Source organism: Saccharopolyspora antimicrobica, assembly GCF_003635025.1.
GTDB classification, from domain to species: Bacteria; Actinomycetota; Actinomycetes; order Mycobacteriales; family Pseudonocardiaceae; genus Saccharopolyspora; species Saccharopolyspora antimicrobica.
The window spans coordinates 1149022-1166344 of sequence record NZ_RBXX01000002.1 but is presented as its reverse complement, the minus strand read 5'-3'; the positions used below and the strand labels follow the sequence as shown (position 1 = coordinate 1166344).

Here is a 17323-nt window from a genome sequence, read left to right as displayed (position 1 = left end):
GTGCCCTACCTGGTCCTGGCGCTCGCGGTGCTGTTCGGCGGCGCGGTCGTCCTGATGCTGATGTCCGCGGTGGTGACCGCGCTGTCGCCGCTGCTTGCGCTCGCCGGTGCGGGCACGGCCCTGGTCACCGCGGCGCTGACGCTGTTCGGCCGCGGCCCCGAGCGGCCGGTCCTGGTCACCCCGGACCAGGTGGTCGGCGGAACGGCCGGCATGCGCGCGCAGCACGGCCCGTTCCCGCGGGACTGGGCCTGGCCGGGCTACCTGGTCGTGCAGTGGCGCCGCGACCTGATGGCGATCCTCCGCGGCTGGGGCGGGCTGGTCGCGCGCGGCTGGCGGTGGGCGTTCGTGCGCGGACAGCTCGGCGCACAGCGGTGGTTCCGCGTCGGGCTGGTCGTCTTCCTCGGGCCGCCCTTCCTGTTCGGCGGCGCGCTGGGTGCCTTCCAGGGCCTGCTCTTCGGTGCCGTGGTGCTGCTCCTGGGCTGGATCGGCTGGGGTGCCGCGATCGGGGTCATGCGCGGCTACGACAACACCGTTCGAGGCCTGCGCCGGGCCAGCGCCAGCTGCCCGACCTGCTACCACGTGATGTCCGTGCCCGCCTACCGGTGCAACGGCTGTCAGACGGTCCACCACGACATCCGGCCCGGTCTGCTGGGCGCGATCCGGCGCAGGTGCGGCTGCGGCGAGCGGCTGCCGACGACGGTGCTGCGGGCGTCCCGGCACCTGGAAGGGCGCTGCCAGCGCTGCGACCGGCCATTGCGCGGTGGCTCCGGCGCGGTCACCGACATCCGGGTGCCGGTGTTCGGCCCGGTGTCGGCGGGCAAGACCAGGCTGGTGCACGCGGGCCTGGTGACGCTGCGGGACCTGGCCGCGGCCGAAGGCGTCCGGACGGACTTCGTCGACGACAGCAGCAGGCAGGCCTTCCAGCACGGCGAGCAGCTGATCAGCAGCGGTGCCGACACCACCAAGACCCCGGCCGGGCAGCTGCCCGCGGCGATCACCGTGCAGCTGGTCAAGTCCCGGGGCCAGGCGCTGCTGCACTTGTTCGACGCGGCAGGCGAGTTCTTCCTGGACCGCGAGGACAACAGCGAGCTGGAGTTCCTCGACCACGCGGGCGGCCTGGTGTTCGTGATCGACCCGTTCACCATCGGCTGGGTGCGCGACCAGCTCGGCGGCCACCTGGAGTCCCGGCTCGCCGAGGCCCACCCGGCCAGCGGCGATCCCGAGCAGGTCTACCACGTCACGGCGCGGCGGTTGCGCGACTACGGCGTGGAGACCGGCAAGCGCGCGCTGGCGATCGCGGTGGTCAAGGCCGATCTGCTGACCGACGTGCCGTGGGCGGCCGACCTGTGCGCGGGCGCGGTTCGGGAGTGGCTGGTCACCGCGGGCCTGGACAACCTGGTGCTCGCCGCGGAGCGGGACTTCGCCGAGGTCCGCTTCTTCGTGGTGTCCTCGGTCCTCGGCACCCGGCCCGGGCACCGGATGACCCCGGCCGCGCCGTTCCGGTGGTTGCTCGGCCGCGGCGGGTTCCCGCTCGGCGACGACGAGAAGAAGGCGGTGGGAGCATGAACGACCGGCCACCGACCGGTTACCTGGCGTTCCGCTGGGCGCTGGTGGGCACCTTCGCGATCGCGCTGCTGCTCAGCGGCTACTCGGCGCTCAGCGGGTTCTTCTCGGCGTTCTTCTCCTGACCGGCTGCCGGGAATGCTGCTCGATTGCCGAAATGCCCGATGGTGAAAACGTGATCCGCTGCACCGTTGGTGTATGGGTGGTCACGTTGCGATAACAATGGGGCTCTGGGCGGGGATACTTCGCGTGGAGGTTGCCGCGCACAACCATCGGAGCACGACCACGCGAGGGTGGTCCGCGGCGCAACGGTGCACCGGCAGTCTGGAGGTTGGCATGGTCGCGGCGCTGCAAGCGCACGCAGCTTGGTTGGTGAACGCGCTGGGTGTGAACCGGAACCCGCTGCGCAGGCCGATCGACCGGCTCGCGGCGGGGATCACGGTCCTGCTGCTGATGGCGGCGCTGATCATGGTCCCGGTGGCGGGCATGTTCGGCGCCTCGCTGCACACCGATCTCACCCGGCGCGCGGCGGAATCGGCGGAGACCACCCGCCCGGTGGAGGCGGTGCTGGCCACCGGGCCGGAGATGAACATCCCGGTCTCCGAGGTCTACAGCCACGACGCGCTGAGCTCCACCGCCGTCGCGGAATGGCGCGTCGGCCTGCGCACGCACAGCGCGAACGTCCAGGTCCCGGCCAGCGCCTCGGCCGGTGAGACGGTGACGGTGTGGGTCGACCAGGCGGGCGACCGGGTCCCGCAACCGCCCAGCTCGGGCTCGATCGCCACCTCGGCCGTCTTCGCGGCCCTGCTCGTCCTCCTGGTGGCGGAACTGACCTGCTTCGCGCTGATCAGGGCGACCCAGGGCCTCGCCCGCCGGATCGGCGCCCGCGCCTGGGCGCGCGAGTGGCTGCACCTCCAGCACGGCGGAACCTGGTCCCAGCGCTGAAGAACGGTGCTCCGGGCTCTGGGCGGCGGAATCTCAGCGCCCGCTTGGATTCCGGGTGCCCGAGCCGAACGTCCCGGAAAAGCGGTTGAGCGGGTGTCGGCCGCGGGCCTAGCGTTCGGGGCATGCTCGCGCTCTCGGTCAACGTCGGAATCGCTCGTCCGCTCGCCGCGAAGTCCGGGCAGAGCGGCATCGACAAACGCCCGCTGCACACGCCGGTCGCGGTGCGGGAGCCGCGAGCCGGCGGTAGCGGGCTGGCCGGTGACACGATCTGCGACACGGCCAACCACGGCAGCTGGGACCAGGCCGTCTACGCCTACGCGCGCGAAGACCTCGACCAGTGGGAGCCCGAGCTGGGCGCGCTGCGGTGCGGCGCGTTCGGCGAGAACCTCACCACGAGCGGCGTGGACGTCACGGGCGCGCTGATCGGGGAGCGGTGGCGGATCGGCCGCGACGTCGTGCTCCAGGTGACCGTGCCCCGTATCCCGTGCCGGACCTTCGCCGTGTGGCTGAACCGGAGCGGCTGGGTGAAGACCTTCGTCCAGCGGGCCGTTCCCGGCGCCTACCTGAGCGTGGTGGCGCCGGGAAGCATCAGCACCGGCGACGCCATCGACGTCGAGCACCGGCCCGATCACGACGTGACGATCGGGACGGTGTTCCGGGCGCTGACCACGCAGCCCGAACTGCTGCCGCGGCTGGTGGACGTCCCGGAGCTGCCCGAGGACGTCCGGAGCAGGGCGGCAGCGCGAAGTCCCTACGTGCTCGACTAGTTCGGGCTCGGCGCGACCCCGGCGCGGTACGGGGCGAGCATCTTGGTCAGCCAGGCCTCGCCGATCGGCGTGTCCAGGTCGATCTGCAGCTCCGGTTCCGCATCGGCCAGCGCATCGGCGCACCGATCGCCGAAGAGCACCACGGCGGGTTTGCCGGTGTCCCGCTTCGAGGGCCAGATCAGCCCGTCAGCCCAGGGCGCCTGCGAGCGGATCCACACCGCCCACCGCCGGGTGTGCGGGTAGGCGTCGCGGCCCTCGGCGTCGACCAGCCAGGAATCCTGCGCCACCGCCGCCAGATCCGGTGCGTCCAGCAGGCTGACCAGCGTCAGCTCCCGGTTCGCGCGCACCGCGCTGAACCGCCGCCCGGCGATCTGCGCGCGGCGGATCAGCCGCTGCCCGTCGGCGCCGAACCCGAGGTTGCGCAGCAGCACCTCGGCTAACGCCGTCGTCACGTGCAATCCGGCGTAATAGCTGGGGAACGGGTCTTCCGGAGTGCCGTCGAACCGGCCGCCCAGCGAGCCGAAGCTCACGTGCGCGGGCTTGAACTCGGCGGCGTGCCGCCTGCGCTCGTGGAGCCGGAACAGCGCGGTGTCGGTGCGCAGGACGTAGCGGTTCGGCGTGGCCTCGTACTGCTGAGGCGGAGTGGCCTGCGGCATGCTCACACCTCCGCCGACTCGTCGCGGGCGGCGTCGATCAGCGCGGTGTCGTCGACCTGGCCGATCAGCCGCGCCGGGATCCCGCCCAGCCAGTCGTTCGGGCCGAGCCACCAGTCCGCCGCGCCCCACGGGTCCTCGGTGACCCGCAAGTGCCGGTTCACGGTGCGCACCAGCGCGCGCGGTGTGCCGTCGGCGTCGAACTGGAACGCCGGGTACCGGTCACCGCCCTCGGCGGGCAGCCGGATCAGGTCCGGGTCGGCGGGGTCGGTGCCGAGGGCCGAGAGCTGTTGCGCGTCAAGGGATTCCACCGCGAGCAGCTGGTCCAGCCGCGGGCTCGGCGCGGAACCGGTCAGCCGGTCGCGCAGCCCGGTGCTCAGCCGGTCCCAGTCCACCTCGGGACGGCGGAACCTGGACACGGGCTCGGCCAGCGCCCGCCGCACCGGGTGCTCGACGGGCAGCACGTCGCCCAGGAGCGAAGCGATGTCCTCGGTGACCATCGCGGAGGTGTCGGCGTCGGCGTCCTGCAGCTCGGCGATCAGCGAGACCAGCCTGGTGAACGTCTCCGGGTCCAGCCGGTCGGCCACGTCGTCCCACTCGGCGGTGAGCGCGTCCAACATCTTCTGCTGGCTCACCGCGACCTCCCTGCCGCAATTTCAATGGAAATCAGACGTCCGATTTCCATTGAAATTGCGGACAGTCGTCCACCGGCACCCGCGTGTCGGGCACCGGCACGCCGTCGATCCGCACTTTCCACTGGAATCGCTCTCCTAACCGCTGACGGAGTGACCGGCGATGTCGGTGCGGGCCCTGGCCACGGACTTGCGGTCCGCGCCGCCGATGTTGAGCTCGAAGCGCACATCGTTGCCGGTCTCCTTCTCCTCGGCGTGCACGGTGAGCTCTCCGGTCTCGGACATGGCGAAGGTGATCTCGATCCGGCAGCCCGCCGGTCGCGCCGGGATGCCGGTGAGCATGCCGTGCCCGACCTTGGTGTTGTCGGCCAGATCGTCGGAAGGCGTCGGCCCGGCCTGCTCCCAGACCTCGATCTCGGCCATCCGCTGGTTGTCGATGGCGGTCTGGAACGGGAACGGGCCGGTGTCGGCGGGCAGCTGGGTGTTGGGCTGCAGCAGGTGCGCGACCATCTGCCGGGCCCGGACCGGATCGGTCAGCGCCAGCGGATCGCGCGGATCGACGGCCTTGACCCCGAACGCCCGGGGCACCACGGTCGCCACCCGCTTGCGGGCCATCGCCGCGGCATCGGCCTCGGTGATGCCCAGCTGCCGTGCCGAACCGCCCTTGGCCTGCTTGATCAGCGCGAACAGCGCGGCGCCCTTGGCCACCGCGAGGTCGGGCTCGGACAGCCGCGCGGTCAGCCCGAACCGCTCCTCCAACGCGGCCGAGACCGCGGGCATCCGGGTCATGCCACCGGCCAGCAGCACCTCGTCGAACCGCTCGACGCCCTTGCGACGCGCGGTGTCGATGATCCGCCCGGTGATCGCCATGGTCCGATCGAGCAGGTCGGCGGTGAGCTCCTCCAGCAGCTCCCGGGTGAACTTCACGTTGACCGCCGCACCCGAGGCGCGCAGCGCGACGTTGCGGGACATCGTGGCGCTCAACGCCTTCTTGACCTCTTCGGCCCGGTCGGCGAACTCCTGCATGGCGAGCTCGTCGGCGCTGGGATCCAGCTTCGGGTGCGCGTCGCGGAACGTGCTGAGCAGGTGGTCCACGATCCGCTGGTCCCAGTCCGCGCCGCCCAGCTCGCCGTCGCCGTCGGTGCACACCACCTGGACGTCATCGCCGGAAACCCGGATGACGGTGGTGTCGAAGGTGCCGCCGCCCAGGTCGTAGACCAGCACGTGCCGCGTTCCCGGAGCGTCGTCGAGCACGTGGTGGTGCAGCGCGGCGGCGACCGGCTCGGCGAGCACGTCCAGCACGGTCAGCCCGGCGATCTCGCCGGCCCGGCGGGTCGCTTCGCGCTCGGCGATGCCGAAGTGGGCGGGCACCGTGATCACCACATCACGCACTTCCAGACCGGTGTTCTCCTCGGCGGCGCGGGCGAGCTCGCGCAGGACGAGCGCGGAGATCTTCTCCGGCGTGTACCGCTCGCGGTGGTAGGTGAACTCGACGCCCTCGCGCCCCATGTCCCGCTTGACCAGCTGCGCCACCAGGTGCGGGGCGAGCAGCGCGGAGTTCTTCGCCGCGGTGCCGACCAGCGCGCTGCCCGGCCGCTCGAAGTACACCACCGACGGCGTGGTGTCCTCGCCGATCGCGCTCTTGGCGATCACCGGGCGGGTGGTCTCGTCGACGTAGGAGATGCAGGAGTGCGTCGTGCCGAGGTCGATGCCGAACGTCGCCATCGGGTTCCCTTCTTCATCGGCCCTGATAGGTGAATGCTGCCCAGTGCTGCGGCGCGCTGGGGTCGACTTCGGCGAAGAAAGCCCCCAGTTCCCCGGGAATCCCGTCCAGCGGGCGCCGCCGCGGGTCGAGCATCCACAGCTGCGCGGCCCGCAGCGCGCTCGCCGGATCGGGGTAGCCGGCGTTGAGGTAGTGGTGGAACACGATCATGAACATGGCAGTGGGCAGGTCCACCACCTCCCACCGGGTCCCGACCACCCCGACGGCCCCGGCGGCGAGGAACGCGGTGGACAGCGTCAGCACCTCGTCGTGCTGCCGGTCGGTCAGATCGCTGGCGCAGGCCGCGAGCACCACCAGCGCCCCGGCGGGCTTGTCCCGCGACTGCCGCAGGATGTCCTGCACCGGGAGCACTTCCCGCGAGCCCAGCAGCAGCGCCGATTCCACCGGCAGCTCGGCGGGCACGGCGTGGCAGGCCAGGTGCAGCATCGACGCGCTGGGCAGCAGCGCCAGCACGTCGGCGGGCTTCGGCGGCGGCTGCCGGTCCCGGCGCCGAGGATCGCGCGGTTTGCCCAGGTAGGGGCCGTGCGAGTAGTGCGTGCGGTGGATGTGGCCCATCTCGTGCTGGGTCCAGTGCAGCTCCGGCATCCGCACCAGCACGGGCTCGCTGTCCCAGGGCCGGGCTTCCCGCCGACCGGCTTCGAGGAACTGCCGTGCCGAAGCGGCGTAGCAGATCACGGCGTCCTGGCAGGCGTACCGGACCTTGCCGCCCGGCACCCGCCGTCGCGCGGCGTGCCACGGCACGGCGCCGAACTTGCCCACCGGAACCAGCACGATCCGCAGCGGCCCGGAACCCGCCAGCAGATCCAGCACCGGGTTCAGCACCGCCGCCCAAGCCCAGTCGCACACGTCCGCCAGCGCGGTTCGCCACTCCTCCTCGACGTCCTTCCCACGAGCGCGTTCCCGCTGCGCCTGGTCGAACCGCGCGACCGGCCCGTCCTCCTTGAGCTGCGGAGACATCACCTGCCGAACCTCACCGTCAGCGGTGACCAGCACGACGACGCCGGGCAGCAGGTACACCAGCGCCCTGGTCGCCGAAGCGCGCAACCCGGCGGCGATCTCCTCCACCGGTGGCGGCGAAAGCAACTGCGCCTCAACAGGTTCGAGCGCGCGCAACACCCGATACCGGAGATCGCTGGGCAGATCGGCATCGGAAACCCTGATCACACCGGCACTTCCGACGTCCCACGGTCGCTCTTCGGGCGCTTCGGCCTCCCACCGCTCGGCCAGTTCGCCGTGCCCGTGCTCCCGGAGCAGGGTCGGGATGCTCGCCTCCACGGTCGAGGCGTGCAGGACCATGCCGCGCCCCAGCTCCAACGCCTGCACCGCGGCCTCCGGCTGCCCGACGGCCAAGCACCAGTGGCTGACCTCCGTCGCTTCACCGGTCGCGGTGTTCGCGGTCTCCAACGCCCGCCGGGGGCTGTTCTGCAGCAGCACGTTGCGCGCCCGCTCCCGCAGCGACGCCAACCCGTTGGACACCGCGCGCTGCTGGTCGCGGCGCGCGCTGTCGCCACGGGTGAAGTAGCTGTCGGCCAGGGAGTTCAGCAGGTTCGCGGTCTCGAACGCGCCCGGTTCCGGCTCGAACTCGCGGAGGATCTGCTCGAACCGGTTGATGGCGTTGTTCAGATCGCGTGTCGAGCGGGTGATCTCGTAGCGGGCCCGCAGCGCGATGCCCAGGCCCTCCAACGCGCCCCGCCGCTCTCGCGGGTGCAGGTCGGGCTTGGCGCACACCTCGGTCATCATCGCGATACCGCGGTTGAGCATGGAGACATCGCGAGTGGCGGTGCCCTGCCCGATGCACGTCATCGCGGCGCCGAGCACTTCGTTGGTGTGGTCGAGGTGGTGCTCGGGAACCTGGTCCAGCGCTTCCAGCACGGCGTCGGCGGCAGCGGGATCCGCGGCGGAACCGGAGACGACGCTCTTCATGAGCTGGACCGACCCGAGCATGCTCGACACCCGTGGCCGCAACCAGTCGTCCTCGGGGAGGTCGTCGAGTAGCGCGCTCAACTCGGCCTCCATGCGCTCGGCCTTCTCGGCGTCCATCGAGTGCGGCGAGATGTGCCGTGCCACTTCGGCGAACCGCGCGACGGCGTGCTGGTCGTGCCCGGAACCGGAGGCGAAGTACCGGGCGGCCTCCAGGTCCTCCTGGCTGCCGAACGCCATGTACCGCTGGATGAGCAGCGAGCTCAGCCACGGCGCGAGCAGCGGCCGGAGACCGTGGTCGGCGGGCAGCAGCTCATCGGCGCGGCGAAGGTGCTCCACCGAGGCGCTGGCGGCAGCGGTGTCGCGGGAGTTGATCGAGTGAACGCCTTCGGCGGCCGCGAGCAGGAAGTGGTTGATCCCGGCGTTGAGCGGATCGGTCTCGCCGCGCCGCACCGCCTGCTCGGCGAGCTCCCGCACCCTGCCGAGGGATTGTCGGGAGCGGTCGAAGGCGGACGAGATCAGCAGCGTGCTGGCCAGCGGCGTGATCACCTCGGCGCGCGCGGGATCGTCGTCGGCGAAGTGCTCCAGCGCCTGTTCCAGCCGGCGGACGATGGCGGCGTGCTCGTCGGCGGTGAGGTCCTCGGGTTTGCTGCCGGACATCCGCGCGGTGGCGCGCAGTCCGCTGATCAGCAGCGGCCGCATCGGGTGATCGGCGGGCAGCGCCGCAGCGGCCTCGGCGATCCGGGCGGTGGCCGTGTCGGTGTCCTCGGCATCGCCGGTGACCTCGGCGAGCTTCGCGGCCATCGCGGCTTGGAGCGCGTCGATCTCCGGTCTGCCCGGCAGGTCCTCGTCCCAGGAACGGGAGACTCGATCGAGATCGTCGATCGCGTTTTCCCAGTCGGATGCGGTCGACTCGTCGGTCTTGCTGGCGGCGCTGACCAGCGTCCGCAGCATCATGATGGAGCCGTCCGAGGTGTCGGCGATCGCCTCCAGGTGCTCGCGCGCTTCGGCCAGTTCCTCCGGTGAAACCTGCAGGGTGAGCCCGTTGACCATGCTGGCGTTGAGCTGCCCGTGCCGGAGCTCGGCCGGGATGTTCCTGGTCAGCAGCAGGTAGGCGAGGCCGGTGTGGCAACTGTCGACGGCGTGCGGATCGTCGAGCTCCCGGAGACCCGCGGTCAGATCCTCCACCGCGGCCCGGTGCTCGGAGTCGTCGCCCCCGGCGGACATGAACCGGGTCAGGTGCATCGACCCGCGCACGAACCGGATCTGCGACCGCAGCGGCGATTCCGGCAGCTGCTCGAACGCGGTGCTCAGATCGGCGAGAGCCGAGTCGACGTGCTCGAACGCTGTCAGGCTGAGCACCATCTGACCGGTGATGAGGCCGATCCGCCCGATGATCTCCGGATCGTCGACCAACGGCCGGAGCTGCTGCAAATAGCCCACCGCAGTGCGGAATTCGGCGGTATCGCCGCACTCGCCGCGCAGGGCGTGCGCGAGCCCGAGCTGGTACAGAGGTGCCGCGCGAGCGGGGGAGTCCTCGGCCAGGACTTCGAGGAGACTGCCTGCGACCGTGAGCACTTCGTCCACGTCGGTGCCGGTCTTCTGCGCCCGCTGGAGCAGCAGATCCGCGAGCTCCACCAGCAGCTGGTAGGCGGTCTCGTCGTCCAGCTCCTCGCCGAGCTGGGCGTAGCGCTGCGCGATCTCCTCGTCGAGTTCGCCCGCCATCCCGTCCCTTCCTACCGTCGCAGAGCCTACTGCTTGGATGCGGCGGCTGATGGGAAAGTTCCCGCGAACGGCCCAGAACATCGCGCTGAGCCAGACGGTTCGCGGTGCTGCTTTTTCCGGGAGAACAGGGCAAAATACACAGGTTTGATCTCGATGTCCCTGCAGTGAGGAGACGCACGTGGGCAAGCGACATCTGGTGACCGCCGTGGCCCTGGCCGCGGCGATGACGACCGCAGCACTACCCGCATCGGCCTCGGCAGCCGCCACGCCACCGGCGCTGTCGGACTTCGTGCTGGAGCCCACCAACGGCAACCTCCAGGGCATCGTCGACCAGCTCGACGCGGAACTGCCCAAGCTCGGCGTGCAGAACATCCTGGAGCAGGCGAACCGCACCGACGCCCCGAAGGGCGCCGACTGCACGTCCCCGGCGCTGGACACCATGAAGTGGCCGTTGACGCGGAAGTTCTGCTTCAACGCGGGAGACAACGCGACCACGGAGTGGATGCCGCAGGGCATCACCACGGTCGCCGACGCCCAGGAAGACCAGCAGTGGGGCACCAAGCAGGCGATCCTGGTCAGCTGGTACGACAAGCAGACGGATCCGGTCAAGGGCGCCCGGGTGTCGTTCCTCGACCCCGCCACGGGCAACTACCAGCACGTCCTGCTGGCCTACCCGTACACCAACACCTACGGCAACCCGAGCTACGAGGCGCTGACGACGCCGCAGGCCGGTGACGGAAGCGCCGTCCACGCGGGCGGAATCGCCTGGTACGGCAACTACCTGTACTTGGCGGACACCCGCCGCGGCATCCGCGTGTTCGACATGCGCTACATCTTCGACATCAAGTCTGCCACCAACGGCGACGTCACCGACGGCAAGCAGATGGGCCGCCAGAGCGGCAAGTACTACAGCTACGGCTACCGCTACGTGATGCCCCAGGTCGCGGGCTACTCCAACCCGGGCGGCCTGGCGGACTTCCCGGCGGAGCACAAGTGCAACCCGAGCGGCCCGCAGAAGTTCTCCTACCTCGCCCTGGACCGCAGCCCGACCCCGGACGCCCTGGTGACGGGCGAGTACTGCGCGAAGCAGGACGACCCGAACACCTACGGCCGGGTCGCGGAATGGCCCATGGACGGCAACACGGGCAAACCCAAGCTGGACGCGGACGGCAAGTGGCGAGCAACGGCGGCCCACCGCCTCCCCAAGCCCCGAGTCCAGGGAGCGGTGTCGACCGTCGGCCGCTGGTACCTGAGCAGCACCGGAAACGGAGACACCGGCCCGGGCTACCTCCAAGCGGCCAAGGGAATCGGAGTCCTGACCACGGACAGCACGGAACAAGAAGTGGCGATCGGCGTGGAGGACCTGTCCTTCTGGCCGGGCAAGAACGAGCTCTGGACAGTGACGGAACACCCGGACAAGCGGATCATCTACAGCACCCCGCGACCCTGACCTGAACGTGAAGCGGCCCGGACGCCACGGCATCTGCTGCTGGGCGGCCGGGCCGCCTTCGCACGTCTGAACGGCGTTCGACCGTTACCGCCGTCCGGTGGGCGGGCGGTTCAGAGGCGGGCCCGTTTGCTGGAATCCGGTTGGAGTGTTGCAAGGGGTGTTGTGACCGACCTGCAGATGCTGGGAAGAACGCGTGTGAAACCAGAAGGCGAATGCTCAAACGTTAACCACGGGCTGCTTTTTCTGTTTTCTCTGAAGCTGTTCCCGATTAACCGCCTTATTTCGCGCGGTCCTGAAGATGTGCTGTTGGTGTTGCCGGTTCGGTGATCTCGATACCAATCCGTTGTGTTTTGTCAGGATCCTGCCGTGCACGATTTTGCGCGCGCTGAATGGTGCTAGCTTGGCTCTGGGAAATGATCGGCGACGCTGCGCTCTGGGATTCCGAGGTGGTTCGGTGTGATCGCGACTTTTGCGTTTCCGCAGCACATCTCGGTTCGGGGGCGGATGGCCGGTGCTGTCGCCGTGTGCCTTCGGAAGACCGTGATGAGCCGGGTGGCCGATCCGATTCCTCCGGAGATCAGCGGGCACGGCGCCGATGGGAAGCCGCACGTCGCTTATCTGCCGCTGATCGACGCCGGTCATTCCGACGCCACCGGCGATGTGCTCGGTGTCGGGGTGCTGGTTCCCGAGGATCGGGCGGACCTGACCGAAGCCGTTGGTTCTGCGCTGGCGGCGGGCTTCCAGCTCCGGCTGTCCGGTGCGCACTTGCGGTTGCGGCGGCGCAGTGTTGTGGGGACGCCGTTGGATGCGCAGTGGTGGCTTCGGCGGTCGCGGCGGTGGGCCAGCGTGACGCCGATGGTGCTCGACCGGTTCTCCGGCCGGAGCGAGGAAGAGGCCGAGATCGGCCGCGCCTGCCTGCGCGCCGGGCTGCCTGAGCCGACGTCCGTCACCGCTGGGCGTGATCCGATGTTGCGTGGCGGCGCGTTCCTCGGGCGGCGGGATCTGGCTCGGCAGGAGAAGGGGCCGCGGCCGTTCATGCACGTACTGCTGGAGTTCCCGACACCGGTGCACGGGCCGGTGCTGCTCGGCGCGCAGCGCTACCTCGGGATGGGGCTCTGCGCGCCTCGCCCCTGATCAGGCTTCGCAGACGGTGCCTTCCGGCGGGAGGGTCGCGTCGGTGAAGTAGCGGTTCGCGTGGTCGATCACGCAGCGGTTGCCCGCCGCCATGTAGAGGCCGTGGTAGACGCCGGGGAACTCGATCACCGTCGAACCGGGCACGTGGGATGCCACCTCGCGGGTCGTCAGGAGCTCGTTCGCCCCGGCCGCGCCGAGGATCGGCGGCAGGTTCTCGCCGTTCAGCGGGCCTCGCGGGTTGGTGGCCTGCCAGCCCAAGCACGTCGTCTGGAGGCCCGGTAGGGCGTGCGGGAAGTCCGGGGTCAGGCGGCGGGCACGTTCCTGCGCGGCTTCGAAGTCCTCGTAGGTGCGGTAGGTGAAGCCGTCCGCGCACTGGGTTGCCAGCATTGCGTTGGGGTGCCACGGTTTCCGGCCCTGGGACGGCATCGTGAAGACCGTCGCGTCGCCGTTGCGGGCCGCCGCGATCGCCTGGTCGAGCTCGGCGTAGCGGCTCACGCCGAGGAACGGCTGCATCGCGTTCTCCAGGTCGAAGGCGCTGTAGGCGAGCTCGGTTCCCGCGACCGGGATGGGCGCGCGGTCGGCCTCGGCGAGCAAGTCGCGCCATACCGCGCGCACGTCCTCACCGCGCATGCTGCAAGTCTCCGTTTCGCCGCACCAGTCCACGAAGCGGTTGAACAGGTCCGTGCGCTCCAGAGCCCGCAGTTCGTCCGCGCGCTCGTCCGAGGCCGTGTGGTTGACGATGCTGTCCAGGAACATCGTGCGCACCTGCTGCGGGAACAGCCGTGCGTAGGACACGCCGATCACGCCGCCGTAGGACTGCCCGAAGTAGTTCAGCTTCTCCTCGCCGAGGGCCTCGCGGATCGCGTCGAGGTCCCGGGCGTGCGAGGCCGAGTCCATGTTGTCGTAGAGCTCGGGCGCGAGCTCGCGGCATCGGTCGGCCTGTGCCGCGTTCTCCGCTGCTTTGGCGTCGAATTCGGCTTGGTTGCGGGGAAAGGTGAATTCCGGACCGGTCGTGACGCAGGCCTCTTCCTGCGCCTGGCTCCAGGTCGGCCACGAGCCGCGGGGCTCCCAGGTCACCACGTCGAACCGGGCCCGCAGCTCGGTAACGTTGTCGGCACCGGCCTTGAGGTCCTCGATGCCGGATGCTCCTGGGCCGCCGGGGTTGAACACCACCGATCCGATTCGCTGCGCCGGGTCGGTGCTGGGCAGGCGTGCTATTCGCAGCGACAGCTTCGCGCCGTGCGGAGCGGCCCAGTCGACCGGGACCTCCACCTCCGCGCACTCGTAGCCGACCGGGTCGTCCTCACCTGCGCACGGTTGCCACGCCAGCTGCCGTTCCGCCGTCGCCGTTGCGCATCCGGACAAGCATAGGGCCGCCGCCGCGACGGTGATCGCTCTCTTCATTTCCTTTGCTCCCAAGTGGTTTCGTCCTCGGGAGCGAAGCTAGGCGTGGCGTGCGCTGAGGGCATCTGCCGCGGGGCATATCTTCACGCGTCGTCCCACGTGACCACGCCGTGCCGGTGCGCGTAGATCACCGCTTGCACGCGGGTCGCCAGGCCGAGCTTGGCGAGGATGCGCGCCACGTGGATCTTGACCGTGCCCGGTGCGATGTGGAGGACGGCGGCGATCTCCGCGTTGCTGAGGCCGCGGGCCAGCTCGACCAGCACCTCGCGCTCCCGCGCGGTCAGCTCGTCGAGCTCCGCGGTCGCCGGTCGCGGTGAGGTGGCGGCGAAGCGGTGCACCAGGCGACGGGTCACCTGCGGGTCGATCAGCCCCTGACCGCGCTCCGCGGCCCGGATCGCCTCGACGAACAGCGCCGGATCGCTGTCCTTGAGCAGGAACCCGACCGCGCCCGCCTGCAACGCGCCGAACAGGTACTCGTCCAGGTCGAACGTGGTCAGCGCGATGACGGCCGGAGGCGGTGCGAGCGACATCAGGTGCCGGATCGCGGCCAGCCCGTCCATGCGCGGCATCCGGATGTCGGTGAGCACCACGTCGGGATCGCGCCGCTCGGCCAGCGCGACGAGATCGGCGCCGTCCACCGCCGCCCCGATCACCTCGATGCCGGGCTCACCGGTCAGCAGCATCCGGAGCCCGTCGCGGGTCGGTGCCTGGTCGTCCGCGATCAGCACCCTGGTCATCGCGCTCCTCCGCGTGTCGGGATCCGGGCGCGGACCCGCCAGCCGCGCGGTTCGCGCGGGCCTGCGGCGACGCTGCCGCCGAGCGATTCCACCCGTTCCCGCATGCCGCGCAAGCCGCGTCCAGCAGGGCCCGGCACGCCGTGGCCCTGATCGTCCACTGTGATCACCAGGTGTTCCTCGTCGTCGGCGATCCGCACTTCGGCCTCGTCGGCGCTGGAGTGCCTGGTCACGTTCGTCAGCGCTTCCTGCACGACGCGGTAAGCGCAGTGCCGCACGTCGCGGGGCAGATCTGCTGGGAGCGTCCCGCGCACGTCGATCCGGCCGGGCAGCCTGGCCACGAGCGCGTCCAGGTCGGGCGGTTCCTCGTTGTCGTCCAGGAGCTGGCGGATCTCCTGCAGCGCTTCGGCGGACAGCGTCGCGATGGTGGTCAGCACGCCGTCCGCCTCGGTCCCGGTGAGGGCCTTCCGCGATCCGACGGCCTGCATCCGGATCGCGCTCAGGTGGTGCCCGACGACGTCGTGCACATCGCGGGCCAGCTGGGCGCGCTCCTCCGCCCACACCTGCCTGACCTGGGCCTCCCGCAGACGCGCGAGCTGCTCGGCGCGGCTCTTCTGCAACCGCAGCGCGTATCCGAGCGCGACGGGCGCGACCGCGGTGCCTGCTATCGCGACCAGGTCCAGCGGTTGCAGCGGTTCGTAGGCGAGCACGATGTTGAACAGCATCCAGATCGCCGAGCCGAGGGCGAGCGCCAGCCAGCGGTCCTCCCGGTGGTAGGCCGCCGAACCGATCGCCGCCAGCGCCACCATCACTCCCGCCTGCGGCTGGCCGAGCACCACACCGAGGCTGACCACACCTGCGGAAACAGCTGCGCTGGTCAGCGGCAGGCGCCGACGGAGGGCCAGCGGCGCGCACGCACCGAGCACGAGCAGCACCCACACCGGCCCGATCTCGCCGGCGGCCGAGGGGTCGAGCACCGGAAGGCAGAGCGAGAGCACCGCGGCCAGCGCCGCGAGCAGAGCGTCCTGGGTGCGGTCGGCCAACCGCCGCCACCAGCGCACAACATCACGCATCCCGCCAGCATCGCCGAAGCCCGCACCGCGCACATCTGCCGGACGGGATATCTGCGGCTCCGTTTCCGCAGGTGGTGGCCCGTGAGTGTTTTGTGAGGCTATGGCATCCCGAAGTACTCACGGTCCTGACCAGCGGAAACGGAGCGTGATCGCCGAGCGGTGGAGGAACGCGACGGTTCTCGCCCGCAGCGACTGGCTCGACGCCGCACTGGATTCGCTCCGACCGATTAGTTTCGGCATTCCTCGTGGTCCACTCCGGAGAACCTCGGCAGGAAGGGCTCGCCATGTCCCGCGTCATCTACTCGGTCGCCTCCTCGCTGGACGGCTACAACACCGACGCCCAGGGGGACTTCTCCTGGGCGTACCCGGGCGAAGAGGTCATCGCGGCGCTCACCGCGGACATCGGCGAGGTGAGCACCTACCTCTACGGGCGGCGGATGTACGAGACGATGGCGGGCTGGGAGACCGATCCCGCTTTCGCCGCCCAGACGCCCGAATCGGCGCGGTGGGCGACCGCGTGGCAGGCCGCGGAGAAGATCGTCTTCTCGAAGACGCTGACCGAGGTCTGGACGAAGCGCACCAGGCTGGAGCGGGAGCTGACGGCCGAGGTGGTGGAGCAGGCGAGGGAAGAGGCGACCGGCGACCTGACGGTCGAAGGCCCGGCCCTGGCCCACAGCGCGCTCCGCCTGGGCGTGGTCGACGTGGTGGAGATCCTGATCTGCCCCGCCATCGTCGGCGGCGGTGCGCCGGTCCTGCCCGACGGCCTGCGGCTCGACCTCTCCCTGCAGCGCGAACGCCGCTTCAGCAACGGCATGGTCCAGCTCACCTACGCCGTCCGGTAGCGGGATCTCCGGCGGCCTGCCGGGCGGCCGCCGGAGGTGGATGTTCGCGCTGGTCAGCGGATCGTGGCGCCGTACACGCGCTCGACCGCCATGGTGATGAGGACCCGGCGGTCGGCCACCATCACCGATCGGTACTCCGCCCAGTCCGGGTGCTCGCCCGCCGCTGCCCGGTAGTAGTCCACCAGGGCCTCGACCTCGGGGCCGTGCGGATCGGTGCCCGGGCCGGTCAGCGTCACCGGGCCTTCGGCGGTGGCCCATGAGTACCCGTCGGAGCTGGTGACCTCCAGCGCCGCCCGCGGGTCCCGCCGCAGGTTCGCGGTCTTGGCCAGCCCCTCGGTCGTCGAGACGCGCAGGACTCCGGACTGCTGGTCGTAGTGGGGCTGGACGGGGGAGAGCTGCGGCATGCCGTTCGACTTGATCGTGGCGAGCACGCCGAGCCGGCTCGCCGCGAGCAGCTCGTGCGGGTTGAACGCGGAAGCGGTCATGATCGTCCTCCTGGAAGCGCGCGGAACAGCTCGACCATCGCTCAGCACTCGCCGCTGCGCTCGGTCGAGCTCGGTAGGTGTCGATAACCCGAACCCGTCTCGCGGACGAGATGTTCCGCAGTCCGGAAGCGGAATGCGCTAGGGGGCCGACTGTCGTGCGACGCTGCCGCTGGTCGACATGAGATCGACTGCGCACCGCGGCGGCCAACGGTG

The 17323-nt window shown here is 70.5% G+C and carries 16 protein-coding genes; 8 read left to right on the top strand and 8 right to left on the bottom strand.

Annotation, left to right across the window (positions count from 1 at the left end; all coding sequences use genetic code 11):
* From ATL45_RS06095 to ATL45_RS06085, 4 genes are all read left to right on the top strand, one after another.
* Positions 1 to 1566, top strand: coding sequence for a TRAFAC clade GTPase domain-containing protein (locus ATL45_RS06095; RefSeq protein WP_177241934.1), 1566 nt, complete (start codon positions 1 to 3; stop codon positions 1564 to 1566).
* Positions 1563 to 1688 carry a hypothetical protein gene (locus ATL45_RS39950; protein WP_256258349.1) on the top strand — a complete coding sequence of 42 codons (126 nt, stop codon included), beginning with the start codon at positions 1563 to 1565 and terminating at the stop codon, positions 1686 to 1688. Before ATL45_RS06095 ends, ATL45_RS39950 begins: the two co-directional genes overlap by 4 nt.
* Before the next feature lie 211 nt (positions 1689 to 1899).
* Positions 1900 to 2508 carry an Rv1733c family protein gene (locus ATL45_RS06090; protein ID WP_093149959.1) on the top strand — a complete coding sequence of 203 codons (609 nt, stop codon included), beginning with the start codon at positions 1900 to 1902 and terminating at the stop codon, positions 2506 to 2508.
* Positions 2509 to 2630: 122 nt separating this feature from the next.
* Positions 2631 to 3275, top strand: a complete 645-nt coding sequence (locus tag ATL45_RS06085; protein WP_093149963.1) for an MOSC domain-containing protein — start codon at positions 2631 to 2633, stop codon at positions 3273 to 3275.
* On the opposite strand, the gene ATL45_RS06080 is transcribed toward ATL45_RS06085, so the two are convergent.
* The 4 genes from ATL45_RS06080 to ATL45_RS06065 all read right to left on the bottom strand — a co-directional run bounded on the left by ATL45_RS06080 (position 3272) and on the right by ATL45_RS06065 (position 9988).
* Positions 3272 to 3931, bottom strand: coding sequence for an RES family NAD+ phosphorylase (locus tag ATL45_RS06080; protein WP_093149966.1), 660 nt, complete (start codon positions 3929 to 3931; stop codon positions 3272 to 3274). The two genes, ATL45_RS06085 and ATL45_RS06080, sit on opposite strands and share 4 nt — an antisense overlap.
* A 2-nt stretch (positions 3932 to 3933) precedes the next feature.
* A complete protein-coding gene (locus ATL45_RS06075; protein ID WP_093149969.1) occupies positions 3934 to 4563 on the bottom strand; it encodes a hypothetical protein in 630 nt (209 codons plus the stop codon).
* A 135-nt stretch (positions 4564 to 4698) separates the two neighbouring features.
* The gene (locus ATL45_RS06070) at positions 4699 to 6285 is read right to left on the bottom strand and encodes an Hsp70 family protein (protein WP_093149973.1); all 1587 of its coding nucleotides are present in this window, start codon (positions 6283 to 6285) and stop codon (positions 4699 to 4701) included.
* 13 nt (positions 6286 to 6298) lie between these two features.
* The gene (locus ATL45_RS06065; protein WP_093149979.1) at positions 6299 to 9988 is read right to left on the bottom strand and encodes a CHAT domain-containing protein; all 3690 of its coding nucleotides are present in this window, start codon (positions 9986 to 9988) and stop codon (positions 6299 to 6301) included.
* Between the two features lie 178 nt (positions 9989 to 10166).
* On the opposite strand from ATL45_RS06065, the gene ATL45_RS06060 reads away from it, so the two are divergent.
* From ATL45_RS06060 to csb2, 3 genes are all read left to right on the top strand, one after another.
* Entirely contained in the window at positions 10167 to 11438 is a 1272-nt protein-coding gene (locus ATL45_RS06060) for a hypothetical protein (RefSeq protein ID WP_093149983.1), read from the top strand.
* Between the two features lie 162 nt (positions 11439 to 11600).
* Positions 11601 to 11765 carry a hypothetical protein gene (locus tag ATL45_RS38740; RefSeq protein ID WP_170210174.1) on the top strand — a complete coding sequence of 55 codons (165 nt, stop codon included), beginning with the start codon at positions 11601 to 11603 and terminating at the stop codon, positions 11763 to 11765.
* Between the two features lie 129 nt (positions 11766 to 11894).
* Positions 11895 to 12572, top strand: a complete 678-nt coding sequence (csb2, locus tag ATL45_RS06055) for a type I-G CRISPR-associated protein Csb2 (protein WP_093149987.1) — start codon at positions 11895 to 11897, stop codon at positions 12570 to 12572.
* On the opposite strand, the gene ATL45_RS06050 is transcribed toward csb2, so the two are convergent.
* The 3 genes from ATL45_RS06050 to ATL45_RS06040 form a co-directional block, all read right to left on the bottom strand.
* Positions 12573 to 13976, bottom strand: coding sequence for an alpha/beta fold hydrolase (locus ATL45_RS06050; RefSeq protein WP_093149991.1), 1404 nt, complete (start codon positions 13974 to 13976; stop codon positions 12573 to 12575). It lies immediately after the preceding gene.
* Between the two features lie 83 nt (positions 13977 to 14059).
* On the bottom strand, positions 14060 to 14713 hold the full coding sequence (locus ATL45_RS06045) for a response regulator (RefSeq protein ID WP_093149993.1): 654 nt from the start codon (positions 14711 to 14713) through the stop codon (positions 14060 to 14062).
* Positions 14710 to 15783: a sensor histidine kinase gene (locus tag ATL45_RS06040; RefSeq protein WP_143121592.1), complete on the bottom strand. Its 1074-nt coding sequence runs from the start codon at positions 15781 to 15783 to the stop codon at positions 14710 to 14712. Before ATL45_RS06040 ends, ATL45_RS06045 begins: the two co-directional genes overlap by 4 nt.
* A 284-nt stretch (positions 15784 to 16067) precedes the next feature.
* Here ATL45_RS06040 and ATL45_RS06035 point away from each other — a divergent pair, with 284 nt between their 5' ends.
* Positions 16068 to 16625 (top strand): dihydrofolate reductase family protein, encoded by a 558-nt coding sequence (locus ATL45_RS06035; RefSeq protein ID WP_093150002.1) that lies wholly within the window; start codon positions 16068 to 16070, stop codon positions 16623 to 16625.
* 53 nt (positions 16626 to 16678) lie between these two features.
* On the opposite strand, the gene ATL45_RS06030 is transcribed toward ATL45_RS06035, so the two are convergent.
* Entirely contained in the window at positions 16679 to 17110 is a 432-nt protein-coding gene (locus ATL45_RS06030; RefSeq protein ID WP_093150006.1) for a PPOX class F420-dependent oxidoreductase, read from the bottom strand.
* Positions 17111 to 17323: the final 213 nt, after the last annotated feature.